The sequence below is a fragment of the Methylobacterium persicinum genome (assembly GCF_022179525.1).
Taxonomy (GTDB): domain Bacteria; phylum Pseudomonadota; class Alphaproteobacteria; order Rhizobiales; family Beijerinckiaceae; genus Methylobacterium; species Methylobacterium persicinum.
Genome location: NZ_BPQX01000031.1, coordinates 43,501 through 69,705, shown reverse-complemented (window position 1 = coordinate 69,705; position 26,205 = coordinate 43,501). Strand labels below are relative to the sequence as shown.

Here is a 26,205-nt window from a genome sequence, read left to right as displayed (position 1 = left end):
AGGCCAAAAGACTATGACCCATTCTAGTGGGTCATAGTCTTTTGGCCTGCGCGCATCCTTGGCGCAAAACGCGCGCAGCTAGGACATCGCCTTTCGTGTCGACGACCCAACAAAATGGGTTGAAAATAACTGCTGTCTTGTCAGAATGAGCCATATTGATGGGTCATTCAATGAAACTCACGATCCAGCTTCACCATGGCGGCGGCTGGCACGATGCCGCCATGCTGACCCTATCCAATCCCTGCGCGGGCGTGGCCGGGGCAAGCAGCGTGTCCTACGAGGCGCCCTACTTCTTGGAGCACGGATCCATCCCGTTTTCAGAAGGTCAGCCGCTTATCGACGCGAGGGCCGTCTCTGTCATGAGCCCAGTAAATCTCGAGGACCGGTATTTCCCGGGATGGCCACCCTTCCTCCTCGACCTGATGCCGCAGGGACACGCACGGCATAAGCTGTCCGAGCATCTCGGCATCGATCCGGATGCGCCGGGCTCCGAGGTGCAACTGCTGCTCAGGGGGGCGGGCGCGCCGGTCGGCAATCTCCGCATAAAAGAAGCTGCCGAAGCCGAGGTCGACAGGCTGCGCGACGCTCCGCGCCAGGGAGTCACTCGGGAAGACATCCTCGACAAGTCGGACGTATTCCTCGAGGTCGCGGACCGCTTCGCGATGGTCGCCTCCGGTTCCTCGGGCCTGCAGGGGGAGTGGCCGAAGATCGCGATGACGCGGGCAAAGGACGGTTTGTGGTATCCGGACCCCGTCGTGGCCGATGCAGAAGCTCAAGCGCACGTCATAGTCAAGCTTCTCCGCAGCAACGAGGAAAGCGACAGATTGATCCTGGAAGGCGAAGCCGCCTACGCGGCGGTCGCGAAGGAATTCGGGGTGAGGGTCGGCCCCCCCCTCGTTCACAGGAACGGCGTGCTCGTCATTCCGAGGTTCGACCGCCGAGCCGGTCCGGGTGGCTTGGTCCGCCTGGGGCAGGAGAGCATCGTGTCCGCGATCGGCGTCTCGGCCTTCGGTCATGTGGAGGCGCATGAGACATACCTGGAAATGATCCGCGCCGTATCGGCCGATCCGATGGCGGACGTGGTCGAGTATCTCAAGCGCGAACTGCTCAACCAGGCCATGGGCAACCCCGACAATCACGGTCGGAACACGGCCTTGGCCAAGAACTCGTCCGGCCAGGTTCGCCTGACGCCGCTGTTCGACTTCGCGCCGATGCGCTTGGCGCCGGCCGACATGGGAAGACCGACGAAATGGGCCTGCATGCGTCCCTCGGGACGCGACCACGCACCCGACTGGTCCATCGTCTGCGCGGCGGCGGCCGGCGACGACTTGGATCCCGATGCGTTGCTTCGGATCCTTCGGGAGACCGAGGATCGCGTCAGGAGCTTGACGTCGACGGCGCGCCGGTTCGGGGTCCCGGAGGCCGTGATCGACAGGGCGATCGGCGACCGCCCCTCCAGAATGGCCGAGACCCTCGCGGCGATCCCGAAACCTGCCAGAACGCCAAGGTGACATGATGGGCGGATTGAGGAGACCGACCGCGCAGGAAATCCGGGAACGAAGGGCCCACCTGGCCGAACGCGTCAGGACGGGGTCGCTGGCGCTCCCGGGGGCAGTCGGGGAGATGCGACACGCGCTCGGACTCTCACAAGAGGAATTCGCGGCCATGGTGCGATTGACCCGCCGGCAACTGGCGGAGATCGAGCGTGGGGAAGCCAACCCGACCGTCGATACCCTCCGACGCATAGGCAGCGTCTTCGGCCTCGACGTCGGGTTCGTAGCGCGTCGGCCGCAACCGCGCTTCGTCAAGCGCCGCTCTGGCGAACGGACCGTCGCGGACACGGCAGCCAAGCAAATGGTGGACGACGACTTCACGGGGCCGGGCTTCTGAGCGCGGAACGACCCCGGCTGTTCTCCCTTTTTTCCCGTTCGGATGCTGCGGGTCGATTCCAGGGACAACATGATCCCTCGCACTCGCTGCAGTCGAGTGCTAGGGCGAGGCGAATAACGCTGGCGAAACGGAGCCCCGGGTCCCCGCAGTGGGCGGGCCTGTCGCAAACCTGGCTGTGAGGCGCAGAAGGGCGTCTACCGCTCCGCTTTCACGCTTTGCTCGCGACGGGAAGTCCGAAGAAGTGGGCCAGCAGCTGGTTCTGCTCCCGGACGGTCCACGTACCAGCGAACCCGAAGCCTTTCCGCAGCCACAGCATCGCTTCGAAACCGCAAATTGTGCGGCGCGCCGTATGGAACGAACGGAAGCCCTCCACCCGCGGCATCACCCGTCGCTTGTGGAGTGACAAGCGTCGGTTCTTCGAACCTTTGCCCGATGGCGGATGACCGCACGCGGCCCTGTGCGGTCATCCGGCTTAAGATCCCACGCGGTGGCAAAACTCATGGCCGACCAGCGGCCTCCAAACTGGCGCGCTCGACAATCTCGACCGCGCCACGGCGGAGCGCGATGAGACCCGCTTCCGCCCATTGCGCGAGGATACGGCTCACCACCTCGCGCACGCTGCCGACGTCGTCCGCGAGCTTCTGGTGGGTCACGGCGGCGACGCCCCGCGGGTCGGCCTCAGCCAGAAGCCGTTGGGCGAGGCGCTGCTTCAACGGCGCGAATGCGACCTCGTCGATCAGCGTGAACAGGCTGGACATCAGCCGCGTGTAGTCGTCCAGGACGAAGCGACGGAATGCGGCACTCTCGCCCATCAGGTGCTGGAACGTGCTCACCGGCAGAGCCGCCAGCTCGGTCCGCTCCTCGGCCACGCTCTGCGCCGGGAACGTGCCGCCGGACAAGAGGCATTGCGTCGTCAAGGCACAGGTGCCGCCGGGGCCGACCTTGTAGATCAACACCTCGCGCCCGCCTTCCGACACGCGGAAGATGCGCGTGCGTCCCTCCAGGCACATCAGGTAGTTGGCGCACTCGCCATCCAGCTCGTAGGCGATCGCTCCGGCGTCCAGCACCGGAAAATGCACGGTTCCCCGGGCGATCTGGAGGTGCGCCGGGCTGAGAGCTTGGAGCAGCGGAAACCGGTCAATCCAACGTTCGACCTTCTGGGCATCCGTCATGGCTGGCGTGGTCCCCCCGGCCATGACGACGGGCTGATCGTCCGGCTCGCATTGCGTTTTTCTCCCGCTGCGCCGGACTTGTGTGACCTGGGTCACCGACCGGGTGCAGCGGCTCGGCATAGCATCGCGACACAACGAACACGAAAGGTGCCCCCTCGGTGCCTGCCGGGAGCCAACCGATGCGCCGTCTCGCCTTGAGTTTCGTGCTGGCTGCCCTCGCTACCGGCCCCGCCGCGGCCGAACAGGATCTGCTGCTCGGGGCGGACATGTCCTCCCCCGCGATGACGAAGGCTGAGATGAGCCGCGCCGATGTCGAGGCGTTGATCGAGACCGCGGGTGGCAGGCCCATCGATCTGCAAGACAAGGCGCTGTCTGGCCTCAATCTCTCCGGGCTGAACCTCCGAGGTGCCAACTTGCGGACAGCGCGCCTGAACAAGACGAATCTGCGCGGCGCAGACCTTACCGGGGCGAATCTCGAACAGGCTTGGCTCCTCAAGGCCGACCTTTCCGGTGCCAAGCTCGCGGACGCGAAGATGTTCGGTATCACCGCCCGAGACGCCAACTTCAGCGGCGCCGATCTCAGTCGGTCCATCCCCATCGGCGACTTCAAAGGCGCCAACATGAGTGGAGCGACGCTGATCGACCTCAAGGGAGGCGCCGATATCAAGAACCAGTCGATGGGCCTCATGCGGGCGGTGTTCACCTCGGTGAACCTGTCGGGTGCAAACCTGAGGGGTGCGAATCTCGGGCGGTCTCGCCTGGAATTTGCCAACCTCAAGGACGCCGACCTCACGGACGTGGTGCTGATGGGCTCGGACCTGTCCGGGGCCAACCTGACCGGCGCAACGGTCACTGGTGCCGACTTCAAGAACGTCGACGTTGACAGTGCCAAGTTGATCGACCTCAAGGGCCAGGCCGACACGAAGGACTGGTCAGAGCGTGTGAATGCCGACCGTGCCGTCACCCAGGCGTCCAACTGACTCGATTGACTGCATCTCTTTGCGCTCACGGGAACTCTGACCCATGCCCCCCGGCGCTTCCTGCTCGGCGCCCTTGCCGTCACCCCCATGCTGTTCGGCACCGGCGCCCGCGCCGCCGAGATGACCTACACCCCCGCCGCCTTCGAGGCGGCGCAGAAGGCAGGCAAGCCGATCCTCGTGCCCATCACCGCCCCCTGACCGGATGTGGCGGATCCCTGGATTGCTTCGCTCGCAAAGCCGGGAGACGCGGCATGGACCGAGTGTCCCCGAAAACGCTCGAATGACGCCGGAGGACGATCGAGAACGATCCGCGGCGTGTAGTGCTGGACGTTGTCTTCAGTGAGCGGTGTGTCAGTGGGCCTCGATCGGGCCCGCCATCCGCTGCGGTTTCTTCAGGATGGCCACGACGCCGAGGCTGAGGACGAGGCTGACGCCCACGAGGTAGAACCCGTCAGAATAGGCCATGACGGTGGCCTCGCGGCGAACCTGTTGAGCGAGCATGCCGATCGCTGCGCCCTTCGCCGCCGCTTGGTCGGCGATGTGCCCGTGCAGGCCGGCGGCCAGGGCTGCGAGTCGCTCCTGGGTGCGGGTGGCGTTCACGGTGATCGCCTCGGCCAGGACCGAGAAATGCATGTGCTCGCGCCGGTCGATCATCGTCGACAGCATGGCGATGCCGATCGAGCCGCCGAGGTTGCGCATCATGTTCGACAGGGCCGACGCATCGGCGGTGTCGCGCGGGCTGAGGCCTACGGTGGAGAGCTGCGAGAGCGGAATCGTGAAGAGCGGCTGGCCGATGGCGCGAAGCAGCTGCGGCAGGATGAGCTGGTCGGCCCCGACGTCATGGGTCAGACCGACGTTGATCCAGCAACTCGCGATGAAGAACAGCGTGCCCGTGACGACGAGCATCCGCGCGTCGAAGGTCCGCATCAGGAGGGGCATCATCGGGAACAGCACGAGTTGCGGCAGGCCCGACCACATCACCACGTAGCCGATCTGCTGGGCGTTATAGCCCTGGATCTGCGCGCAATAGACCGGGATGATGTAGATCGAGCCGAACGAGACCGCGCCGAGCACCGTCATCAGCACGCAGGCGCCACCGACCGAGCGATTCGCCAGAACCCGCAGGTTGATGAACGGCCTCTCGGCCATCAACTCGCGCACGATGAAGCCGGTGATGCCGGCGGCGGCCAGGAGGCTGACCTGGACGATGACGGGGGACCCGAACCAGTCCTTTCGCTGCCCCTCCTCCAGAACGTAGGTCAGGGCCGGCAGCCCGGTGGCCATCAAGGCGATGCCGATCCAATCGCCCTTCAGGAGTTCGGCCCAGCGTGCCGGGACGCTGTCGAAGGCCCCGAGCTGGATCCCGGCGGCGAGCGGACCGAAGAGCAGATTCAAGTAGAAGATGTAGTGCCAGGACAGGTTGTCGGTGAGCCAGCCGCCCACCGTCGGGCCGATGGCCGGCGCGAAGGTGGCCGTCAGCCCGAACAGCGCGATGCCGATCGGCTGCTGGTTCTTGGACAGGCGGGTGCGCACGATGACGATGGCGGTGGGGATCAGCACGCCGCCGGTGAAGCCCTGGCCGGCGCGGAACAGGATCATCTGCGAGAGCGAGGTCGAGAGCGCGCAGGCGAGCGAGAAGGCCGTGAACAGGATCGTGTTCACGGCGAGGTAGCGGCGCAGGCCGATCACGGAGGAAAGCCAGCCGGTGAGCGGGATCACGATGATCTCGGCCATGAGGTAGGCGGTCGAGATCCAGCTCCCTTCCTCGGTCGAGGCGCCGAGCGCGCCCTGGATGTCGGCAAGGGAGGCGTTGGTGATCTGAATGTCGAGGATGGCGGTGAACGCGCCGAGGATCGCACCGAACACCGCAAGCCAGTCGCGGGCGCTCGCCTTGACCTCGGACGTGCCGAGGGCGGGGGCAGCACTCATCGGGGGAGAGCTTCGCTGACGAGGGCAGGGGCGGGCCGAGGGCCGCGCGGCTTCACCGGCTCGACGGCATCGTGGACATGAACGGTGGCTTCGACGGAGAGTCCGGGGCGAAGGCGACCGAGCATCGGATCGGCCGGGTCGAGGGCGACCCGGACGGGGACGCGCTGCACGACCTTGGTGAAGTTGCCGGTGGCGTTCTCGGGCGGCAGCAGGGCGAACTGCGCGCCGGTTCCGGGCGAGAAGCTCTCGATCCGGCCCTGGAACTCGTGGTCGCCCAGCGCATCGACAGTGAAGGTCACGTGCTGGCCCTCCACCATCTGTCCGGTCTGGGTCTCCTTGAAATTGGCGACGAGGTAGATGTCACGCCCCATCGGCACCACGGTCAGCAGGCCAGTACCGGCCGAGACGAACTGGCCGACGCGCAGAGACCGATCGCCCACCGTGCCGTCGATGGGCGCGGTGATGGTCGTGTAGCTGAGGTTGAGCTCAGCCTGCTCCACCTTGGCCTGCGCGGCTTCCAGGCTCGCGCGGGCACTGCCCTCCAGCGCCTTGAGGCTGTCGACCTGCTTCTTGGCTGCCTCGAGGGAGGCGACGGACTTGTCGTGCGCCGCCCGCTTCTGGCGGAGGTCGGAATCCGCCTGCTGCTGACGCTGGGCCGTGCCCGAGCCCGTCTGAAGCAGGTTCTGGTAGCGGGTATACTCCTTGCCGGCGAAGTCGAGCGCCGCATCCGTGTTCTCGACCTCCGCCTTGGCCGACGCGACCTGCGCCTGCTGCTGAAGGATGGCGGCGGCAGTCCCGAGCAGCTGGGCGCGGCTCTTGCCGACATCGGCCTCGGCCTGCTTGAGCATCACCCGGTACTCGCGGTCGTCGAGGCGCGCGAGCACATCGCCGGCCTTCACGGGCTGGTTGTCGCCGATCAGCACCTCGGCGACGTGGCCGGCGATCCGCGGCGCAACCGTCACTTTGTCGGCCTGAAGATAGGCATCCTCGGTCGTTTCTAGGAAACGGCCGACGGTCCACCAGTGCCAGCCGTAGGTCCCACCCCCGCCGAGGGCGATAAGCACAAGGACCGGGACGATCACGCGCGCCTTTCTCCGTCGGGGCGGCTGCGCACCGGTCTTGGCCCCCGGCCCGGCCGGCACGGGACCGCCGACGGCCCCTGTGGTACCGGTCGGGGCCTTGGGTTGGGGAAGGTCGCCGGGTCGAGCGTCCATGATGATGGCCAACATCAATACGATACGGTAAAGTATCGTTATACGACGGCGTATGGCATGACAAGGAGCGAGACGATGGCAGGGACGGCCGAGCCCGAAACGACGCCGAGGCGCGGCACGGGCGGTCGTCCGACGCGCGAGGAGGCGGCTCGGCGCGAGGCCCGCATCGTGGAGGTCGCCACCCAGCTGTTCATCGAGCGCGGCTTCGACGGCACATCCATCGATGCGGTGGCGGAAGCTGCCGGCGTGAGCAAACCGACCCTCTATTCCCGCTATCAGGACAAGCGCACCCTGTTCGAGGCGGTCCTTCAGGACCGGATCCGCGAATGGCTGGCGCCCCTCTCGGCGGCGGCCGAGATGCAGGCGCTCCGCGCCACCCCGAGCGACGCCGCGACCGTGCTGGACGAGTTGAGCCGCAATCTCCTCGCCCGGTCCCAGGCACCGGGGGCGGCGGCGCTGACACGCTGCATCGCCTCTCAGGCCATGCAATTCCCCAACCTTGCGAGGCTTGCATACGAGGAGGGCTGGGTCCGCGGCGTCGGTGTCGTCGGTCGTCTCCTCGGGATCATGGCCGAGCAAGGACAGATATCGATCGACGATCCGGAGATCGCCGCCGACCTGTTCCTGAACCTCATCATGGGGCGCAGTTCGAAGCAGGCGCTGTACGGTATCGAGGTGGATTTAGAGATCCAAGAGAGGCGCCGTCGCGCGGCCGTCGCCCTCTTCCTTGCTGGCGTCCGTCCCAACTCTGTTTAAAGAGCGCGACAGTTCTTCATGCTTGGTGAGGCAGATCGCGATTAAGTATTATAGAGTAGCCTTGCAATGGGCTGATCCCGTCTTTGATGGCATTCAAGAGTAAGCACGAATTCAATGACCGCTTGCATTCGTTAAGGCTCGGAAGCAGGTCGTCGCAAGCCCACCCAACCCAATCGTTCGGCGGCGCAGGTCGATGGGACAGAAAATAGCTGTCAACGGAATGACTGCTTGGGTTGCTTCTGCTTGTAAAGCGGTCGGGTGCCTATTGGTGCGATGTGGGTGCGTCGGAGACCTTCATCCAAAATCCGTGGCTAAAACCATCGAGATTTGGTATATTGGTCTGTAAACTCTGGAGCTTTTCACTTTATTTTCGCTTAGACAGGGAAATGGCGCGCAGCGTCGAGTTCGCGTCCGACTGCCAGTTCCACCAGGCCTTCCTGGTGAAAATTGAATGTCCCGTGCGTCCTGGCGTTGTTGCCGCCGGGGCGGTTTCTCGGGGCAACGCGCAGGGTTTTCTGCGACTGCCGGTACGTCTCATCGGCTTAAGACGAGGCCGATCGTGATCGCTGTTCTCGGCGGCTGATGCGTCGTTTTGGTGGACGCCCCGACGGCATCGATCAATGCGGCGCCGCCGGAGACGGGGCCGATCGACACGCTTTTCCGGGCGTTCCGGTCGGTGACGACGCGTCTGGAGACCGACCGTCCCCTCTCCAAGCCCTGGCAAGACGTCATCTCAGCGACGCCCGCCCTCCATGAGCGCGAGCTGTCGAAGTGGGAGGCGCTGGCCGGGGCACTTGCCCTTGCACTGGCGACGCGCGGTGTTTCGGCGCTTCACGCCACTCTGGCAACCCGTACCGGCATGGCCGCCTTGGCTCACGTGACGCTCTCATGGCTTGAGCAGGAGCAGCCGAGATCGGCGGAACGTCTCGACCAAACCGAACAGGCCTTGAAAGATCTTCTCTCGCAAGGATTTGAGGTCTCGCCTGTGCCGATCCCTCGTGAGACCTGAACAACCGGCGGTGGGTGGTGGATTTCGCGCCTTGCCCTCAGGAGCTGCGAGAGTGTTCGCGAACGAAAGGGCCGTCACAGGAGAAAGGATCCCCGTCTTCGGCGACGATCGTTCAGGCTGTCGGGATGGACGGGCGGCCTCACCGCACCGCCAGGGCACGGGGCAGGTCGGAGAGGGGCTCGGCGCCGTGGGCGGTGACGATGACCGTCTCGGAGGCGCCCACCGTCCAGGCGCCGTAGCGGCGCAGGGTCGCCGGCAGGTGGAAGACCATGCCGGGCTCGATCGGACGGTCGATCCCGGTGAACAGGCTGAGCAGGCTTCCCTCTCCCCAATCCGGGGCGAAGGCGATCCCCATCGAGTAGCCGATGCGCTTGCGGAAAGCGGGGCCATAGCCCCCCGCGTCGATGACGGCTTGGGCAGCCTCGTGCGGGGCCGAGCAGGGATGGCCCGGGCGGATCGCGGCCAGCGCCGCATCCAGGGCCCGGAGGGCGCAATCCATCATCCGCTGCGCCTCGGCCGGCGGTGGGCCGATCCAGACGCTGCGCATCAACGCGGCGTGGTAGCGGGCATGGCTGCCCGCGAGTTCGAGGAACACGGCGTCGCCCGGTTCCAGCCGGCGCCGCCGCCACGTCATGTGCGGCAGTCCGCTCCGGGGGCCCGACGAGACCAGGGGCTCCATCGCCATCGCCTCTGACCCCGCCGCCGTGGCGGCCGCGAGCATGGCGGCGGCGACTGCGTTCTCGTCCGTGCCCGCCCGGCAGGCGGAGAGGCCCGCGGCGAGCCCGGCCTGCGCATACCGGGCTGCGGCCCGGACCGCCTCCAACTCGGCCGGGGACTTCACGATGCGCAGGGGGCCGATCAATCCCGACGCGTCGGGGAGCGGATCGATGCCCAGCGCCGCGCCGATCCGCGCCACAAGGGCGGCCGAGACGAACCAGCCGTCCCGCTCCATCGCGGGGTGGGTGAAGCCGCGCTGCCGCACGAGGGCCGCCAGGGCGTCGGCCGGGTCGGTCCCGTCCGGGTAGGCCTCGATGTCGTCGAGCCATGTGTTGGCCGCCGCCCCCGGAAGTTCGAGCTGGCGCACCAGCAGGGCCGGCTCCCCCTCCACCGGGAGGATGAGGGCCTGGAAGGCGAAGTATCCCGCCGTCTGGCGGCCGGTCAGCCAGTAGATCGTCTCCGGGCCGGTCACCACCAGGGCATCGTGGCCCGCGGCCGCGATCGCGGCCCGTGCCGCCGCCTGGCGGATGGCGAACTCCTCCCTCGGGAAGGCCGCTTCGCAGCCGCACAGGTCGGCGAAGTCGTGCATCGTGCGGCCTCCGCCTCAGAACTCGCTCAGGCGGCGGATGATGCCCTGCTTGAAGTTCTCGAGATGGGCCGCGATGGCATCCGCCGCCGCCGCGGCGTCCCCGGCCCGCAGGGCGGCGACGACCGCGAGGTGCTCGCGGTGCACGGCCTCGAACCGCTCGGGCATCCGGCTCAGGTTGAACATCTGCGTCTTGAGCCGCAGGTCCTTGATCGTCTTGGCGAGGATCGCGTTGTGGCTGCTGTCGGCGATCAGCTCATGGAAACGGCGGTCGACCTCCCAGTTGCCCGGCGCATCGGGGTCGCCCGCGGCGAGCAACGCCTCGATCTGCATCTGCAGATCCTTCAACGCGGCATCGGGAATCCGGCCGGTGGCGAGCATCACGCTCTCCCGCTCCAGCAGGCGGCGGACATGCAGGATCTCGATCAACTCGCGGAGGGAGAATTCCTTCACGACGAGCATCCCACCGGGCTGCCGTTCGATCAGCCCTTCGGTCTCCAGCCGCGACATCGCCTCGCGGGTCGGCGTGCGCGAGATGTCGAGCAATTCGGCGAGGCGGCGTTCATGCAGCACGGTCCCGGCCGGAAGGTCTCGCCGCACCAGCATGTCGAGCAGCCTGTCATAGGCCATCTGGCCGAGGCTCTGCTCGCGACGGGCGCCGAGCGCGGTCGTGTAGGACGATGCGTCGAGGGTCTTCATCCGGTTCCTCCCGGGACGGCCTGTGGGGGCCGCCCCCGATCCCTTCTTTTTATGGGTTGTTGTCTTAGGGCGTCCCGGCGCTCACTCACATGGCGGGCGTCCGGATCGGCTCCTTCGGCGCCGGGTCGTAGCCGATGAGCGGTGTGACGAGCTTGGCGTATGTGCCGTCGGCGATCATCTCGCCCAGCGCCTTGTTGACGGCCGCGTGGAGGTTCGGCTTCCCCTTCTTGATGGCAAAGCCCTTCTGCACCGTGCTGAGCGGTGTCTCGATCATCACCAGCGGCAGCTTGCGGGCCTTGATCGCGTAATTGCCGGCCACGGCGTCGTTGATCACCGCATCGATGTTGCCCCCGACGAGGTCCTGCATCGCGTCCGCGGCCGTCTTGTAGCTCTTGAGGGTGGCGCCGTGCTCTTCGGCGAGCTTGCCGAAGGTCGAGGCCGAGAGCGCACCGACATTCCGGCCCTTCAGGTCGTCCGGTCCCTTGATCCCGGTATCCGTGCGGGTGACGATCCGCGCGCCGGATTCGAGCCATCCGTCTGCGAAGGCGACCTGCTTCTGGCGGGCGGGGGTGATGTCCATCGATTCGCTGGTGATGTCGTACTGGTCGGCCAACAGGCCGACGAGCAGGGCGTCGAACTTGATGTTGACCGGTTGGTATTCGAGCCCGAGCCGGCGGCAGACCTCCCGCATCACCCGGACTTCCAGCCCGTCGAGCTCGCCGCCCGGCGTGCGCATGCTGAAGGGCGCGAAGGTGCTGTCGGTGGCCACGATCAATTTGCCGGGCTCGATCAGTTCCAGCTTGCCCTCGGCCGCCCGGAGCGCTGGGGAGGCGATAAGGCCGGCGCAGAGGGTGGCCAGGGCGAGCACGTGGCGGCGGTTCATGGCGATCTCCGGTACGGGCGAGGGGCGGGAGGTGTCGGCCGCGGCCCGTCCCGCGGCGTCGGGAGGCTCACGACAGGCGGGCGTAGCGCCGCTCGAAGTAGGCTGAGAGCTGCGACAGGATCGACGTCAGGACGAGGTAGATCAGCGCTGCCGCAATGTAGAAATCGAACGGACGGAACGTCGTGGCGATCATGAGCTGCGCGTAGAGCGTCAGTTCGACCACCGTGATCGTCGACAGGAGCGAGGTGTTCTTGACCGCCGAGATCGCCTCGTTGGTGAGCGAGGGCAGGATCATGCGGAAGACTTGCGGCAGGACGATCCGCACCATCATGATCCGCGGGTTCATGCCGAGGGCCAGGGCCGACTCGACCTGACCCCGGGGGATCGCCGCGAGGCCGGCACGGATGGTCTCGGCCACGTAGGCACCGCTGCTGACGCCCAGCGCGATGATGCCGGCGGTCAGGGGCGAGAGCTTCATGCCCACTTGCGGCATTCCGAAATAGACGATGAAGACCTGGATCAGCGTCGGCGTGCCCCGGATGAACCAGACGTAGAAGCTCGCCAGAGCGCGGAAGGGCGCGAAGGACGAGCGCTTGCCCAGGGCTCCAAGCAGGCCGCAGACCCAGCTCACCAGGATGCTCGCCACCGTGACGCCCAGCACGATCACGGTCGCCGACAGGAAACCGGGGCCGTAGGTGACGATCTCATCCGAGAAGGTGAGCCACCAATCCTGTAAAGCCGCGACGCTCATCGCTGTTCGCTCTTCCCGCTGATCGGCCGGGGGCTCATGCCGTCTCTCCGGCGGTCGCGGGCGCGTGCTGCACGCGACGGAGGAACTGGCACAGGCGCTCGCTGCGGGGCCTGCCGATGATCTCCTCGGGTGGCCCGTCTTCCGCGATCACCCCGCCATCGAAGAACAGGGTGCGGGTGCCGACATCCCGGGCGAAGGCCATCTCGTGGGTGACGAGGAGCATCGTCATCCCGTCCGCCGCGAGGGAGCCCATCAGCGCCAGCACCTCGCCCACCAATTCCGGGTCGAGGGCCGAGGTGACCTCGTCGAACAGCATCACCTTGGGCGCCATCGCCAGGGCGCGGACGATCGCCACGCGCTGCTGCTGCCCCCCCGAGAGCTTCGAGGGATAGGCGTGCCGCTTCTCGTAGAGGCCGATACGCTGGAGGAGGGCCTCGGCTTCCGCCACGGCCTGCCGGCGCGGCATCCGGCGCACCCGGATCGGCGCCTCGATGACGTTCTCCAGCACCGTCATATGCGGCCACAGATTGTAGCTCTGGAAGACCATGCCGATGCGCGCCCGCAATTCGCAGAGCTGCTGCGGGGTCGGCTGCCGCCGGGCGCCCTCCTCGTAGTCGAAGGCGAACCGTTCGAAATCCATGAAGCCGGAGGTCGGCGTCTCCATGAGGTTGAGGCAGCGCAGGAAAGTGCTCTTGCCCGAGCCGCTCGCGCCGATGATCGACACGACCTCGCCCTCGTGGATGTCGAGGGAGATGCCCTTCAGAACCTCGTTGGCGCCGTAGCTCTTGTGCAGCTTCCTGATCTTCAGGAGGAGCGGCGGAGCAGTCTCAACCTGCGTCATCGTCTAACCTAACTATTTATCGTGAAAACAGTCCCGGAAGACCTGCAACATGCAGATTTATAAGAGTGATATTGTCATATATCTCGAATTGAGATCGGAATAGTTTTTGTTTTCTGGATCTGATTGCGCTTTTTTCGTTGCCAACATTTGAGTGCTGAGATAGCTTCCTCGGTATACCAATGGCATTCAAGCGGTATTTTTGAGCAGGGCTGCCTCGAACGTGTTCAACGAGCTTTCTGACCCGGTCCGGCCCTCCACGGGGGCGTCCGGCATCTGCCTCATCGTTCAGCCGATCCACGCAGCCGGGCTCGCGCGCCTCCGGGACGCGGGGCTCGCAATCCGGTCCGCGACGAGCCTCGCCCCGGCGACTCTCGCCCGCGAGGCGGCCGATTGCGTCGCGGTCATCACCCGCAACGGCGGCTTCCCCGCCGAAGCGGTGGCGGCTGCGCCCCGGCTGAGGGTGATCGGGGTCCACGGTACCGGGACCGACCCCGTGGCCGTGCCCGAAGCGACGCGGGCGGGGATCGTGGTCGTCAACACGCCGGGCGCCAACGCCCTGTCCGTCGCCGAGCACGCGATCGGCCTCATCTTCGCCCTCGCCAAGGCGATCCCGCAGGCCGACCGCGCCATGCGGGAGGGCGACCACGATTTCCGCTACGGCGCGCGGCTGGTGGAGCTCGCCGGTCTGACGCTGGGTCTCGTGGGGTTCGGGGCCATCGGACAGGCGACCGGCCGGCTGGCGGGGGCGCTCGGCATGAAGGTGCTCGCCTACGGCCCGACGCGGCCGGATGCGGATTTCGAGGCGCTGGGAGCCGATCGCGCCGCCTCCCTGCCGGACCTCCTCGCCCGGGCCGACGTGGTCTCCCTGCACCTGCCGCTCACGGCGGAGACCCGTGGCCTGATCGGTCGCGATCAGCTCGGCCGGATGAAGGCTGGCGCTTTTTTGATCAACACCGCCCGGGGTGCCCTCGTGGACGAGGACGCCCTGGCCGAGGCCCTCGCCGCCGGGACCATCGCCGGCGCGGGGCTCGACGTGGTGTCGGGGGACGCCCTCGCGCACGATCATCCGCTCCACCGAGAGCGGCGGGTGATCCTCACACCCCATGTCGCCGCGTCCACCGAGGCGGCCCTGATCCGCGCCGCGGAGCGGGTCGCGGGCCAGGTGATCGACGTGCTCGCCGGCCGTCGCCCGCCGAACCTCGTCAACCCGGCGGCCTGGGATCGGCGGCGGCAGCGTGAGTCGTCCGCCGGGGTCTCGGCATGAGCGGGTTCGGGGCGGCGGGTGGCCTCGCCATCGACCCGGACTTCTGCGCCGGCCTGTTCGCGCGGCTCATGTCCTTCAGCCGCGACGAGCCCGGGGTCACCCGCGCCGCCTATGGAGAGGGGGAAGAGCAGGCCCATGCCCTGATGAGGGCGACCGGGCTGTCGCTGGGGTTAAGCCCGGACACCGATGCGGCCGGCAACCTCTTCCTGACCATGCCTGGGCGCGACCCGGCGCTGGCACCCTGGATGGTCGGCTCTCATGTCGACACCGTGCCCCACGGCGGCAATTTCGATGGTGCGGCTGGGGTGATCGGCGCCCTGGCGGCCGTCGAGGCCCTGCGCCGCGCGGGGCTCGTGCCCGTGCGCCCGGTGACGGTGGCCGTGTTCCGGGCCGAGGAGAGCGTGTGGTTCCCCGCCTCCTATGTCGGGAGCCGGGCCGCCTTCGGCCTGCTGCCGCCCGAAACCCTCGACCTGCCCCGCACCGATTCCGGACGCAGCCTGCGCGCGCACATGGCCGCGCTTGGCCTGCACCCCGACGCGGTGGCGCGGGGGGAAAGGCTGCTCGACCCCACCCGGATCCACGCCTTCGTGGAGATGCACATCGAGCAGGGGCCGGCGCTGGAGGAGGCCGGGATCCCGGTGGGCTTCGTCACGGCGATCAGCGGCAGCTTTCGCTACCGGAAGGCCGCCTGCTTCGGGCGCTACGGCCATTCCGGCGCCGTGGCGCGGAGCGAGCGCAGCGACGCCGTCTTCGCCCTCGCCGACCTGATCACCGGCCTCGATGCCCTGTGGGGCCGGCTGGAGCAGGAAGGATGCCCGGCGACGATCACGCTGGGCGAGGTCGGCACTGATCCCGTCCAGCACGCCTTCGCCAAGATCCCGGGGGAGGTCCGCTTCTGCCTCGACGTGCGCAGCACCGAGCCCGCATTGCTCGACCGGATCGAGGCGGCCTTAGCCCAACGGGTCGCCGAGATCGAAGCGGCTCGCGGCGTGCGCTTCGCCCTCGGCGAACGGACGGGCAGCACCCCGGCGCGGATGAGTTCGGCCCTGATCGAAGCCCTGTCGGGCCATGCCCGCCGTCTCGCGATCCCGTTCCGGACCATGGCGAGCGGGGCGGGGCACGACACCGCGACCCTCGCCGGCCAGGGCGTGCCGAGCACGATGATCTTCATCCGCAACCAGAACGGCAGCCACAATCCGCACGAGGCGATGCGGATCGAGGATCTCTGCGCCGCCGCGACCCTGGTCGCCCACCTTGTCGCCTCCGAGTGAACCCGCGCGAAAGGATGCACCGATGATCGTCGATCTGAACTGCGACATGGGCGAGGGCTTCGGCGTCTACCGCCTCGGCGACGACGCGGAGATGCTGGCCGTGGCGACCTCGGCCAACATCGCCTGCGGCTTCCATGCCGGCGACCCGCTGGTGATGCACGAGACGCTGCGCCTCGCCGCCGCGAACGGGGTACAGGCGGGCGCCCACCCGAGCTTCCTCGATCTCTGGGGGTTCGGCCGGCGGCCGATCCACGGCGAGCGCCCGGCGGATATCGAGAAGGCGGTCCTCTATCAGGTCGGCGCCCTCCTGGCCCTGGCCCAGGATGCCGGCTGCCCGGTGCGCCACGTGAAGACCCATGGGGCGATGGGCAACATGGCCAACGAGGATGTGGACCTCGCCCTCGCCGTCGCCCGGGCGATCCGGACGCTGGACCGCGACCTGATCTTCGTCGTGATGCCCGGCCTCGAGACGGAGCGGGCCGGCGAGCGGCTCGGCCTGCCCATCGCCCGTGAAGTCTACGCCGACCGGGCCTATGCCGATGACGGCACCCTCGTCTCGCGCAAGCTCCCCGGCGCCGTCCTGCACGATCCCGGGGCCGTTGCGGAGCGCGTGGCGCGGATGCTGGAGGACAGGGCGATCACAGCCCTGTCCGGGCGGCGCATTCCGACGCGGATCGACACGATCTGCGTCCACGGGGATACGCCGGGCGCCGTCGCCCTGGCCCGCCGCCTGCGGGACGATGTCGCCGCGAAGGGCGTCGCCCTGCGCCCGATGGCCGAGGTGCTCGGTGTCTGAGCCCGCCTACCGGCTGCTCGATTGCGGCGACCGGGCGCTCACCGTGGAGCTCGGGCGCGCCGTCGACCCCGTCATCAACGCGCAGGTGGTCGCCCTCGACGAGGCGATCCGTGGCGCCGGGCGGCCGGGCCTGCTGGAGACGGTGCCGACCTATCGCTCGCTTCTCGTCCTCTACGATCCGGACCGGCTGCCCCGGGCCGACCTGGTCGCGCTGATCGCCACCCACTGGCCGCCTCCGGTGACAAGGGCCGGTGCGGTGCGCCGCTGGCGGGTGCCGGTGCTGTATGGCGGCGAGCACGGGGCCGACCTCGCCTCCCTCGCGGCGGCGGCCGGACTGAGCGAGGCGGAGGTGATCGGCCTCCATGCCGGCTGCGACTACCGCGTCCACATGATCGGGTTCGCCCCCGGTTTCGCCTATCTCGGCGGTCTCGATCCCCGGATCCATGCGAGCCGGCGCACGGATCCACGCCCCAGAATCCCGGCGGGCAGCGTGTCCATCGGCGGCAACCAGACCGGCGTCTCGCCGCCCCTCGAACTGCCGAGCGGCTGGCAGCTCATCGGCCAGACGCCCGCGCGCTCCTACGACCCGGCGCGGGCCGAGCCGTTCCTCTTCGCTGCCGGGGATCTGATCCGGTTCGAGCCGATCGGCCATGCCGCCTTCGACGCCATGAGCGCGGCGGCCCTCGCCGGCGAGACCGTCGCGACGATGGAGCGGATCGATGGCTGAGGGCTTGCGGATCCTCGCGCCCGGCGTGGCCACCACCCTTCAGGATGCCGGGCGGCAGGTATACCTGCGCTATGGCATCTCGGGCTCCGGGGCGATGGACCCCGACCTCCTGGCGCTGGCCAACGCCCTGGTGGGCAACCCCGCCGACGCGGCAGCCATCGAGATGGCGATGCTCGGCCCAACCCTGGTCTGCGAGGCGGAGGGATGCCGCGTCGCCCTGGCCGGAGCGCCGTTCGCGATGGGCCTGAACGGGCGCGCCCTCGATCCATTCACCGCCCACGACCTGCGGCGCGGCGACCGGCTCACCTTCGGCGCCCCGCGTCAGGGCTTGCGCGCCTGGCTCGCGGTGGCAGGGGGCTTCGCCGTGGCGCCGATGCTCGGCAGCGTCTCGACCCACACCCGCACCCTTCTCGGTGGCCTCGACGGGCATTCGCTCGCCGCGGGCGACCTGCTGCCGTTGCATGCCCCGAGGCCCACGGGGCGGTCGCTGACCTTGCCGCCCGCGCACCGGCCTCGCTTCGGCGGCCCGATCCGGGTGGTGCTCGGGCCTCAGGCGGACAGCTTCACGGAGGAGGGGCTGCGCACCTTCCTGTCCGCGTCCTACACGCTGACGGGGCGGGCGGACCGGATGGGCTGTCACCTCGACGGGCCACCGATCGCCCATGCCGACGGCTTCAACATCGTCTCGGACGGGATCGTGAACGGCTCGATCCAGGTGCCGGGCCACGGGCGGCCGCTGATCCTGCTTGCCGACCGCCATACCACCGGAGGGTACCCGAAGATCGCCACGGTCATCTCGGCCGATCTCGGCCGTTTGGCACAGGTGCGGCCGGGGGAGACGATCCGGTTCGAGGCCGTCACCGTCGAGGCGGCCCAGTCCCTCGCCCGCGGGGCGAGACGCACCCTCGCCGCACGGCTGGCCGCCCTGGTGCCGGCCGGCGGCCTCGATCTCGACAGCGCATTCCTGCTGTCCTGCAACCTCATCGACGGTGTCGTCTCGGCGAGCCCCACCGGTTCGGCCGCCTGAGGGCACGCCGCCATCATCACCGACACATCAGGAGACCGACGATGCTCACACCGTTCCACCTCGCCTACCATGTCACCGACCTCGACGCGGCGCGCCGCTTCTACGGAGGCGTTCTCGGATGCCGTGAGGGGCGCAGCACGGAAACCTGGGTGGATTTCGATTTCTTCGGCCATCAGATCTCGCTGCACCTGGGCGAGCCCTTCGCGACGACCCGGACCGGACAGGTCGGCCACCACAGGGTGATGATGCCGCATCTCGGCGTGGTGCTGCCCCTCGACGCCTGGGAGACGCTGGCCGCCCGCATCGAGGCCGAGGGCGTCGCGTTCGACATCCCCCCGGTGGTCCGTTTCGCAGGTGAACCCGGCGAGCAACGCACGATGTTCTTCTTCGACCCGAGCGGCAACCCGATCGAAATCAAGGGTTTCCGGGATCTCGGTGGAGTCTTCGAACACTGAATTGCATTGGGAAATAGTCTCCACGGTCCGGAGCAGTCGAGCCCGCGGCGCTCGGAGCATGGGGGTGCGTCCTGATCGACCCTCCGCTCTCAGAACAGCGAGGGCGGCGCGCGGATGACCGCAGTGGGCTCGAGGCGGAGCGTCCGAGAGGGCGCACGTGGGCGATCCGGCACGGCGTCATCGGGCGGTGCGTCCCGAAGGCCGCCCCGGGCCGGTGACGGTGTCCCCCTCGGAAGGCACGGCGACAGCACAACACGACGCAGGCTCTCACGCGGGTTCGGCCTCACCGCGTGCTTGATCTGCGGCCGCCCGACCGAAAAGGTGGGGCATGGCCCGCAAGCGCAACCACCTGACGACCGACCTCCTGGCGGACGCCCTGCATCGGCTCGGCATCGGGGCCGCGGCGGTAGACCGCGAGGCCTTGCGCCTGCGCATGGACCTGCCCGAGTATAACGGCTTCGCGGAGGACGACGCGGTGGCCGCCGCCCTCCGGGACGGTCATGCGCGACGCGCCTTCGCCGAGACGGGCGTCTCCGCACTGCGGTCGACGGTCCCGGCGCTGCGGTCTGAACCGGGGGGCGACGCCGCCCTCGTGTGGCGGCTTCGGGTGAGCATCCCCCTCCTGGACGATGGCCGCCTCGATCTCCGCATCGACGTTCCACCCGGGGAGACCGCCGCCGAGATCCTGGACGAGATGGCGTTGGGCGGCGACCCGACACGACGGCTGGATGGCCTGCGCGCCGCTCTCGCCGCGACCGACACGGAACTCAAGGGCCGGTTGCGTCAGGCGGTCGCCCGGCTGCGCGGCCAGATCCGCGACGACCTTCACAAGATCGGTGCGGATGCGCCGACCTACATCGCGCACCTGGATCGGTCGCTCCGCGCACGGATCTTTACACCGTCGCCGAACCTCACCCACGTCATCGGCGACACGCTCAAGACCGTCCGCACCCGGGCGAAGGTGGTGGCGCGCGAGGAATCCGGCAGGCGGCGCCTGCGCGACCGGGTCGGCTTCGGCGGCTACATCGACAAGTTCGTGCCCGCCCGCCGGCTGAACCGGCGGATCATCTTCCACATGGGGCCGACCAATTCCGGCAAGACCTACGCGGCGCTCGAAGCGCTGACGAAGGCGCCGACCGGCACCTATCTTGCGCCGCTTCGGCTGCTCGCATTGGAGAACTACGAAGCCCTGCTGGAGCGAGGCCTCCGCGTCGGCATGGTCACCGGCGAGGAGGTTCTGGGCGAGCCCGATCCCACTCACACCGCGCGCACCATCGAAACGGCGGATCTGCGCCGCCCGGTCGATGTCGCGGTGATCGACGAGATCCAGATGCTGTCCGATCCCGATCGGGGCTGGGCCTGGACCAACGCCTTGTTCGGGATCCCGGCGAAGACGGTCATCGTCTGCGGTTCTGACGACGCCCTGTCGCATGTCCGCCGCGCGGCGGAGGCGGCCGGCGAATCCCTCGACGTGGTGACCTTCGCGCGCAAGACGCCGCTGGTGGCGCTGGAGGCGCCCGTCCCCCTCGAAGCCGTGCAGCCCGGAGACGCCGTCGTCGCCTTCTCGCGCCGGGCTGTCCACGAGATCCGCGAGACCCTGGTGGCGGAGGGGCGGAGCGTCGCGACGATCTATGGCGCCCTGTCGCCGGAGGTGCGTCGCGCTGAGGCGCAACGGTTCCGCGACGGTGAGGCCGAGGCGCTGGTCACCACCGACGCGATCGGCATGGGCCTCAACCTCGGGCCGCTCAAGCGGGTGATCTTCTCGGCGGTCACCAAATGGGACGGCACGACGACACGCTCGCTCACCAACCCGGAAATCCGGCAGATCGCCGGCCGGGCCGGACGCTTCGGCCATCAGGACGAGGGGCATGTCTCGGCCACGGACGAGGCGAGCCTCGGGCCGATCCGCGACGCCCTCGCCGGGGCCCCGACGGCGCCCGCCGCCGACACCCGGTTTTACGTCAGGCCGGACCTGATCGCGATCGAGGCGGCGGCCCTGGAACTCGGCACCGCATCGCTCGCCGACGTGCTGGTCCACTTCTCACGGGCGACCTTCTACGACGGCTCGCCGTTCCAGCCTTCCGAGATGGAGGAGGCCTTGGAGGCCGCCCGCGCCGTCGACAAGGCGCGGCTCCCGATCCGCGAGGCCTTTGCCTTCGCCGTCGCCCCGATCGACCGACGGGACACCGTGTCCAAAGCGGTTCTCGACCGCTGGGTCCAAGCCCGTGCGGCGGGCACCTTCGTCCCCGCGTTGCGGGCCCGTGTCGACGGTGAACTCGACGACCTCGAGCGGACGGTCAAACTCGCCGCGGCCTATCTCTGGCTGGGTCGACGCTTCCCCGACACGTTCGACGAGGTGGAAGCGACGAAGGCACTGCGCAGCCGTGCCAATGCGGCAATCGAGGCTCAACTTCAGAGAACGGCCTCGCAGACGATCGCCGCGGGCGTGAAACGGTAGAGGGGCCTTCGAACGAGCGGAGTTGGTCATCGGTTGCGCGTCCTGCCGTCAGGCACGCTTCGGGATCGTGCCGCACCAGGATCCAAGACAGGCGTTCGTCACCGCCTTGATATGAATCTTCGACAGGGTCCCGATCCCCCCGCGCACTGCCGAGCGATCTACCGGGGAGAGGGTGCAGAGCTAGCTGCGCTGTCACTGACAGGCACACCGATGGCGCGCGCCTTGCCCGTTACAGGCGAATTCGCCATCTGCCCGGTCATCATCACCGCGAGGGCGGCCAGCATTAAGCCGACGCTCCCGATGGATGCGAAATAAATCGGCAGATGCGCCGTGTCGTGCTGCCCGTTTTGGGTCGAATGTCGCTCGGCCATGTGTATGCCCCCGTCGATTCAGCGGATGAATCTACGGGACCAACAGGGTGTGCAGCGCAAAGGTCCATCCCTGTGGCGCTATCGACATGATCCCCCGGTTGGGAAAACGGCAGCGTCGGCCAGGAGGACTTGCGGGAAGCGGGGTGGCTGAAATCCAGTCTGAACTGTTCTCCCGCTTTAGACCCGCGGCGGTCGTCGCCGCAGGATCAAAGCGCCCTCAAAAGCCGACAGGGGCAGCGAGAGACGCGTGTGAATCTTTCGTCCGAGAAAGTCTCACAGCCTCGCGATATAGGCGGCAAGATCGCGGATCTCGTCGTCCTTGAGGTCCTGGGCGACTTCGTTCATCGCCGGGTCGTAGCCCGGCCGCGCGTTCGACTTGTAGGCGGAAAGCGCCCTGGCGAGATACTCCTCCCGCTGGGCCCGGATCCGCGGGATCGCGTCCCGGCCCGCGAGGTCGGCCCCGTGGCAGGACGTGCACTGGTGCTTGGCGATGGCGGCCTGCGCCCGCTCCTTGAGGGCGGCATCGGCGGGCGGGCCGGACCATTCCGGTGCCGGCAGCGTCGCGATGGCTTCACCGTAGGCCCGGAGGTCGTCGTCAGAGAACCCGGCGGCGATGTCGTTCATCGGCGCCGCCTCCCGCTGCTTCTCCCGGAACTGGAAGAGCTGCGTGACGACGTAATCCCCCTGCTGGCCCCCGAGCGAGGGGACGCCCTCGCTCGCAGAGGTCCCGGCGCCGTGACAGGCGACGCAGGCCGTGAGCCGCTCCGGCACGGGGGCGTCGGCGGCCGGGGCCGCGATCGCGGTCCCGGCTAGAGAGGCGGCGGCGAGGCCGGGCAGGGCTTGGAACAGCCCCGCCAAGCCCCTCAAGAAACCCCTCGAAAAACCCCTCACTTGGCGTAGCTCACGCGGTAGATCGCGCCGTTGTAGTCGTCCGAGACGAGGAGCGAGCCGTCCTTGGCGACCAGGACATCGACGGGGCGTCCGGCATACTTGTTGTCCTGCAGGAAGCCGGTCAGGAACGGCTCGGTCGAGGCGACCTTTCCGTCGGGTCCGAGCTTGGCGACGAGGACATCCCCGCCGAGCTTGGTCGTGCGGTTCCACGATCCGTGCTGCGCGATGAAGATCGCGCCCTTGTAGGCGTCCGGGAACTGGGTCCCCGTGTAGAAGCGCATGCCGAGCGAGGCGGTATGCGGACCGAGCAGGGCGGCGGGCGCGGTGAACTCGCTGCAGGAATGGCCCCAGCCGTATTCGGGATCGGTAAAGGTCCCCTGGTGGCAGAAGGGGTAGCCGAAATGCTGTTTGCCCGGCTCCGTCAGGACGTTGAGTTCATCGTTGGGGATATCTTCCGACACCCAGTCGCGCCCGTTATCGGTGAACCAGAGCTGCTTGGTCGTCGGGTTCCAGTCGAACCCGACGGAGTTGCGCACCCCCCGGGCGATCACCTCGGCATTCTTGCCGTCGAGGTCCATCCGCCGGATCTGCGCATGGGTGTCGGGCGGAAGCTGGATGTTGCCCGGGGCGCCCACCGGCACATAGAGCTTGTCGTCCGGCCCGATGGCGATGAACTTCCAGCCGTGGGCCTCGTCCTTGGGCAGGTCGTCGGTGACGAGCTGGGGCTGCTCGCCGCCGTCCAGGTGCTTGAGGATGTCGTCGTAGCGCGAGATCTTGGACAGCTCCGCGACGTAGAGGGCGCCGTCGTGGAAGGCGACGCCGTTGGGGCGATGCAGACCGGAGGCGATGGTCTTGACCTCGTGCGTCCCGTCCGCGCCGGCCTGTGGGAGGACGGCGTAGACCTTGCCGACGGTCCGGGTGCCGACGAACAGGGTCCCGTCCGGCGCCTGGGTCATCGAGCGGGCGTTGGCGAGGCCGCTGGCATAGAGCTCGACCTTGAAGCCGTCGGCCACCTTCAGCTTGTCGAGGGGCAGCTTGGCGGCCGGCGTCGGCAGCGGCGGTCCGGCGACGGGGGCGAGCTTGGCCGCGCCGGTCCCGTCCGGGCGGCCATAGAGCGCCGAGCCCTTGTCCGCCTGGACGGTCGGCGGCGGGGCGGCGGTCGCCTTCGTTTCCTGAGCCGCGGCCGGCAGCGGTCCGAGGGCACCGAGCCCGAGGCAGGCGAGGGCGGCGGCGAGGCCGCGAGACTGGGCCGGCGTCATGTTTCTCTCCCGAACGACATCGTGCTGCCGGTTGGCCCGGCTTGCCGGATCCTCCTAGCCTCTGGTTGCATCCCCTGACGAGCCGGAGACGTGACGCGGGGACGACAGGCGGGCGCCATCGTCATCCCCCGGGCCGGTGCGGCCTTCGAACCTGACAGATCGCCCCGGACGCCAAGCGGCGGGTGCGCCGGTGCCGTCGACGGATCGGGCATCGCCCTATCTGTCGACCCGAAGACCGGGCGAGACGGCCGGGCGGAATCGGGGCGGAAGCGATCATGCGGGTGACGTGGGCGATCCTCGGCGCAGTCGGCTGCAGCCTCGTCGCGACGGCCGCGCAGTCGCGGATCACGTCCCTCGATATCCGGACGGTCGAACCCTTCGCGGACGGGGCCGCATGGGGCGATGCCGGGCCCTATGAGCGGGTGATCGGAACCGCGAGCGGCGAACTCGACCCCGCCGATCCCGCCAACAGCGGCATCACCGACCTCGTGCTGGCGCCGCGCAACGCCCGGGGGATGGTCGAGTACCACACCGACCTGTTCATGTTGCGCCCCAAGGACCCCTCCCGCGGGAGCGGAACCCTCCTCTACGAGGCCCTCAACCGCGGCCGCAAGTTCCTCTTCAACTGGGTTCTGGACGCCCCCGCCCAGGCGGCCCAGGCCGTGAACGACCCCAAGACGGCTGCCGATGCCGGCACCGGTCTCGTCCTCCGGCGGGGCGACACCATCGTCTGGTCAGGCTGGGAGGCGGACGCCCTGCGCCAGCAGGGTGGCATGGCGATCGACGTCCCGGTCGCGACCCGGAACGGCAATCCCATCGTCGAGACGGTCCGCGACGAGCTCGTCAGCGGCACCCGCGGACCGACCGAGGCGCCGTTCTACCTCACCTTCAACAGCGCGAGCCTCGATCAGGCGGGGGCGAACCTCACCCTGCGCCGGCGGGAGGCGGATGCGCCGCGGGACGTGCCGCGGGAGGCCTGGGCCTTCGCCGGACCCAAGCAGCTCAGGCTGCTGCCGGCGGGCGCGAAGCCGGAGCCCGGCTCCCTGTACATGTTCACCTACCGGGCAACCGGCCCGAAGGTGCTCGGCATCGGCTTCGCCGCGACCCGCGACGTGGTGGCGTATCTGCGGGGCGACGCCGCGGGCGGCGCCAACCCGGCGGGGGGCGCCATCCGGCACACGGTCGCCCTGGGCATCTCGCAGAGCGGACGCTTCCTGCGGGACTTCATCCATCAGGGGTTCAACCGTGACGAGGCGGGCCATCGCGTGTTCGACGGCGTGCTGTCCCACATCGCCGGGGTCGGCGGCGTGTTCCTCAACGCGCGCTTCGGACAGCCGTCCCGCACCAACACGCAGCACGAGGATCACCTCTACCCAGAAAATGCCTTCCCCTTCTCGGCGGCGGCCCAGCACGACCCGGTCACCGGCGAGAGCGGCGCCCTCCTGCGCGGCGACGGCTTCGACCCCCTCCTGATCGAGACCAACACGAGCACGGAGTACTGGCAGAAGGGCGCCTCGCTCCTGACCACCGATCCCCTCGGCCGGCACGACGTCGTCCTGCCGGACACGGCGCGCGCCTTCCTGATCGCGAGCGGCTTCCATTACGGGCGCTCGGGACTGACGTCCGACAAGGGGCCGTGTGCCTACCGGCGCAACACCCTCAATCCGGGGCCGGCCCTGCGCGCGCTCCTCGTCGACCTGGAGGATTGGGTCCGGGACGGACGGGCCCCGCCGGACAGCCGGGTGCCGCGTCTGACCGACGGCACCCTCGTTGAGGCGGTCGATACCGGCTTCCCCTACATCCCGGGGATCCCCGCCGCCGCCGCTCCGAACGCGATCGCCCGGTTCGCGACCTACGTCGATCCCCATCCCGAAGCCGGCCCGCAGTACCGGCCGCTGGTCCCGAAGGTCGACGCGGACGGGGACGATCTCGCCGGCATCCGCCTGCCGGACGTCGCGGCGCCCCGGGCCACCCGAACCGGATGGAACCTTTATGCCGACCCCTTCCCGGCGGGCGAGCTGTGCGATCGGGAGGGCAGCATGATCCCCTTCGCCGCGACAAAGGCCGACCGCGAAGCCAGGGGCGATCCGCGCCTCTCCCTCGCGGAGCGGTATCCCGCCCAGGCGGACTATGTCGCGGCGGTGTCGCAGGCCGTCGACCGCCTCGTGGCGGCGCGGTTGATGTTGCGGGAGGACGGGGACCGGTCGGTCGCCGCTGCCCGCGACGCGCCCGGCCCCTGACCCCCACGCGCCCCTCCCG

Annotated in this window: 23 protein-coding genes and 2 pseudogenes; 14 read left to right on the top strand and 11 right to left on the bottom strand. The window is 68.6% G+C overall.

The window, feature by feature from the left end:
• Positions 1-170: 170 nt before the first annotated feature.
• Together MFF22_RS13670 and MFF22_RS13665 are read left to right on the top strand one after the other, a co-directional pair.
• Positions 171-1,511 carry a type II toxin-antitoxin system HipA family toxin gene (locus MFF22_RS13670; RefSeq protein ID WP_238249520.1) on the top strand — a complete coding sequence of 447 codons (1,341 nt, stop codon included), beginning with the start codon at positions 171-173 and terminating at the stop codon, positions 1,509-1,511.
• Position 1,512: 1 nt separating this feature from the next.
• On the top strand, positions 1,513-1,890 hold the full coding sequence (locus MFF22_RS13665) for a helix-turn-helix transcriptional regulator (RefSeq protein WP_306424677.1): 378 nt from the start codon (positions 1,513-1,515) through the stop codon (positions 1,888-1,890).
• Between the two features lie 208 nt (positions 1,891-2,098).
• Here MFF22_RS13665 and MFF22_RS13660 read toward each other — a convergent pair.
• Both MFF22_RS13660 and MFF22_RS13655 read right to left on the bottom strand, forming a co-directional pair.
• Positions 2,099-2,281: pseudogene (locus tag MFF22_RS13660) on the bottom strand (IS6 family transposase); the annotation flags it as partial.
• A gap of 106 nt (positions 2,282-2,387) precedes the next feature.
• The gene (locus MFF22_RS13655; RefSeq protein ID WP_238249519.1) at positions 2,388-3,062 is read right to left on the bottom strand and encodes a Crp/Fnr family transcriptional regulator; all 675 of its coding nucleotides are present in this window, start codon (positions 3,060-3,062) and stop codon (positions 2,388-2,390) included.
• 179 nt (positions 3,063-3,241) lie between these two features.
• Here MFF22_RS13655 and MFF22_RS13650 point away from each other — a divergent pair, with 179 nt between their 5' ends.
• A complete protein-coding gene (locus MFF22_RS13650) occupies positions 3,242-4,042 on the top strand; it encodes a pentapeptide repeat-containing protein (protein ID WP_238249518.1) in 801 nt (266 codons plus the stop codon).
• An 87-nt stretch (positions 4,043-4,129) separates the two neighbouring features.
• Positions 4,130-4,237, top strand: a pseudogene (locus MFF22_RS13645) (thioredoxin family protein); the annotation flags it as partial.
• A gap of 156 nt (positions 4,238-4,393) precedes the next feature.
• On the opposite strand, the gene MFF22_RS13640 reads toward MFF22_RS13645, so the two are convergent.
• Together MFF22_RS13640 and MFF22_RS13635 are read right to left on the bottom strand one after the other, a co-directional pair.
• Complete coding sequence (locus MFF22_RS13640) at positions 4,394-5,971, bottom strand: MDR family MFS transporter (RefSeq protein WP_238249517.1); 1,578 nt, start codon at positions 5,969-5,971, stop codon at positions 4,394-4,396.
• On the bottom strand, positions 5,968-7,053 hold the full coding sequence (locus MFF22_RS13635) for an HlyD family secretion protein (RefSeq protein WP_238249516.1): 1,086 nt from the start codon (positions 7,051-7,053) through the stop codon (positions 5,968-5,970). The genes MFF22_RS13640 and MFF22_RS13635 overlap by 4 nt, the downstream gene beginning before the upstream one ends.
• 102 nt (positions 7,054-7,155) lie before the next feature.
• Here MFF22_RS13635 and MFF22_RS13630 point away from each other — a divergent pair, with 102 nt between their 5' ends.
• Both MFF22_RS13630 and MFF22_RS13625 read left to right on the top strand, forming a co-directional pair.
• Complete coding sequence (locus MFF22_RS13630) at positions 7,156-7,941, top strand: TetR/AcrR family transcriptional regulator (RefSeq protein WP_238249515.1); 786 nt, start codon at positions 7,156-7,158, stop codon at positions 7,939-7,941.
• A gap of 595 nt (positions 7,942-8,536) precedes the next feature.
• The gene (locus tag MFF22_RS13625) at positions 8,537-8,950 is read left to right on the top strand and encodes a hypothetical protein (protein ID WP_238249514.1); all 414 of its coding nucleotides are present in this window, start codon (positions 8,537-8,539) and stop codon (positions 8,948-8,950) included.
• Between the two features lie 139 nt (positions 8,951-9,089).
• Here MFF22_RS13625 and MFF22_RS13620 read toward each other — a convergent pair whose 3' ends face one another.
• The 5 genes from MFF22_RS13620 to MFF22_RS13600 form a co-directional block, all read right to left on the bottom strand.
• Entirely contained in the window at positions 9,090-10,256 is a 1,167-nt protein-coding gene (locus MFF22_RS13620; RefSeq protein ID WP_238249513.1) for a M24 family metallopeptidase, read from the bottom strand.
• A gap of 15 nt (positions 10,257-10,271) precedes the next feature.
• A complete protein-coding gene (locus MFF22_RS13615) occupies positions 10,272-10,952 on the bottom strand; it encodes a GntR family transcriptional regulator (RefSeq protein WP_238249512.1) in 681 nt (226 codons plus the stop codon).
• 85 nt (positions 10,953-11,037) lie between these two features.
• Positions 11,038-11,835 (bottom strand): transporter substrate-binding domain-containing protein, encoded by a 798-nt coding sequence (locus tag MFF22_RS13610; protein WP_238249511.1) that lies wholly within the window; start codon positions 11,833-11,835, stop codon positions 11,038-11,040.
• Positions 11,836-11,902: 67 nt separating this feature from the next.
• Complete coding sequence (locus MFF22_RS13605; RefSeq protein ID WP_238249510.1) at positions 11,903-12,586, bottom strand: amino acid ABC transporter permease; 684 nt, start codon at positions 12,584-12,586, stop codon at positions 11,903-11,905.
• Between the two features lie 34 nt (positions 12,587-12,620).
• On the bottom strand, positions 12,621-13,427 hold the full coding sequence (locus MFF22_RS13600; RefSeq protein WP_238249509.1) for an amino acid ABC transporter ATP-binding protein: 807 nt from the start codon (positions 13,425-13,427) through the stop codon (positions 12,621-12,623).
• Between the two features lie 220 nt (positions 13,428-13,647).
• Here MFF22_RS13600 and MFF22_RS13595 point away from each other — a divergent pair, with 220 nt between their 5' ends.
• The 7 genes from MFF22_RS13595 (at position 13,648) to MFF22_RS13565 (ending at position 21,425) form a co-directional block, all read left to right on the top strand.
• Entirely contained in the window at positions 13,648-14,691 is a 1,044-nt protein-coding gene (locus MFF22_RS13595) for a hydroxyacid dehydrogenase (RefSeq protein WP_370877575.1), read from the top strand.
• Positions 14,688-15,962 (top strand): Zn-dependent hydrolase, encoded by a 1,275-nt coding sequence (locus tag MFF22_RS13590; RefSeq protein WP_238249507.1) that lies wholly within the window; start codon positions 14,688-14,690, stop codon positions 15,960-15,962. Before MFF22_RS13595 ends, MFF22_RS13590 begins: the two co-directional genes overlap by 4 nt.
• Before the next feature lie 22 nt (positions 15,963-15,984).
• The gene (locus MFF22_RS13585) at positions 15,985-16,758 is read left to right on the top strand and encodes a LamB/YcsF family protein (protein WP_238249506.1); all 774 of its coding nucleotides are present in this window, start codon (positions 15,985-15,987) and stop codon (positions 16,756-16,758) included.
• Positions 16,751-17,485, top strand: a complete 735-nt coding sequence (pxpB, locus tag MFF22_RS13580) for a 5-oxoprolinase subunit PxpB (RefSeq protein WP_238249505.1) — start codon at positions 16,751-16,753, stop codon at positions 17,483-17,485. Before MFF22_RS13585 ends, pxpB begins: the two co-directional genes overlap by 8 nt.
• Positions 17,478-18,512, top strand: a complete 1,035-nt coding sequence (locus tag MFF22_RS13575; RefSeq protein ID WP_238249504.1) for a 5-oxoprolinase subunit C family protein — start codon at positions 17,478-17,480, stop codon at positions 18,510-18,512. Before pxpB ends, MFF22_RS13575 begins: the two co-directional genes overlap by 8 nt.
• 41 nt (positions 18,513-18,553) lie before the next feature.
• Positions 18,554-18,967: a VOC family protein gene (locus MFF22_RS13570; RefSeq protein WP_238249503.1), complete on the top strand. Its 414-nt coding sequence runs from the start codon at positions 18,554-18,556 to the stop codon at positions 18,965-18,967.
• A gap of 328 nt (positions 18,968-19,295) precedes the next feature.
• On the top strand, positions 19,296-21,425 hold the full coding sequence (locus MFF22_RS13565; protein WP_238249502.1) for a helicase-related protein: 2,130 nt from the start codon (positions 19,296-19,298) through the stop codon (positions 21,423-21,425).
• Positions 21,426-22,069: 644 nt separating this feature from the next.
• Here MFF22_RS13565 and MFF22_RS13560 read toward each other — a convergent pair.
• Both MFF22_RS13560 and MFF22_RS13555 read right to left on the bottom strand, forming a co-directional pair.
• A complete protein-coding gene (locus MFF22_RS13560) occupies positions 22,070-22,663 on the bottom strand; it encodes a c-type cytochrome (RefSeq protein WP_238249501.1) in 594 nt (197 codons plus the stop codon).
• A 20-nt stretch (positions 22,664-22,683) separates the two neighbouring features.
• Positions 22,684-23,946 (bottom strand): PQQ-dependent sugar dehydrogenase, encoded by a 1,263-nt coding sequence (locus MFF22_RS13555; protein ID WP_238249500.1) that lies wholly within the window; start codon positions 23,944-23,946, stop codon positions 22,684-22,686.
• A gap of 275 nt (positions 23,947-24,221) precedes the next feature.
• Between MFF22_RS13555 and MFF22_RS13550 the strand changes: the two genes are divergently transcribed.
• The gene (locus MFF22_RS13550) at positions 24,222-26,186 is read left to right on the top strand and encodes an alpha/beta hydrolase domain-containing protein (RefSeq protein ID WP_238249499.1); all 1,965 of its coding nucleotides are present in this window, start codon (positions 24,222-24,224) and stop codon (positions 26,184-26,186) included.
• Positions 26,187-26,205 lie beyond the last annotated feature (19 nt).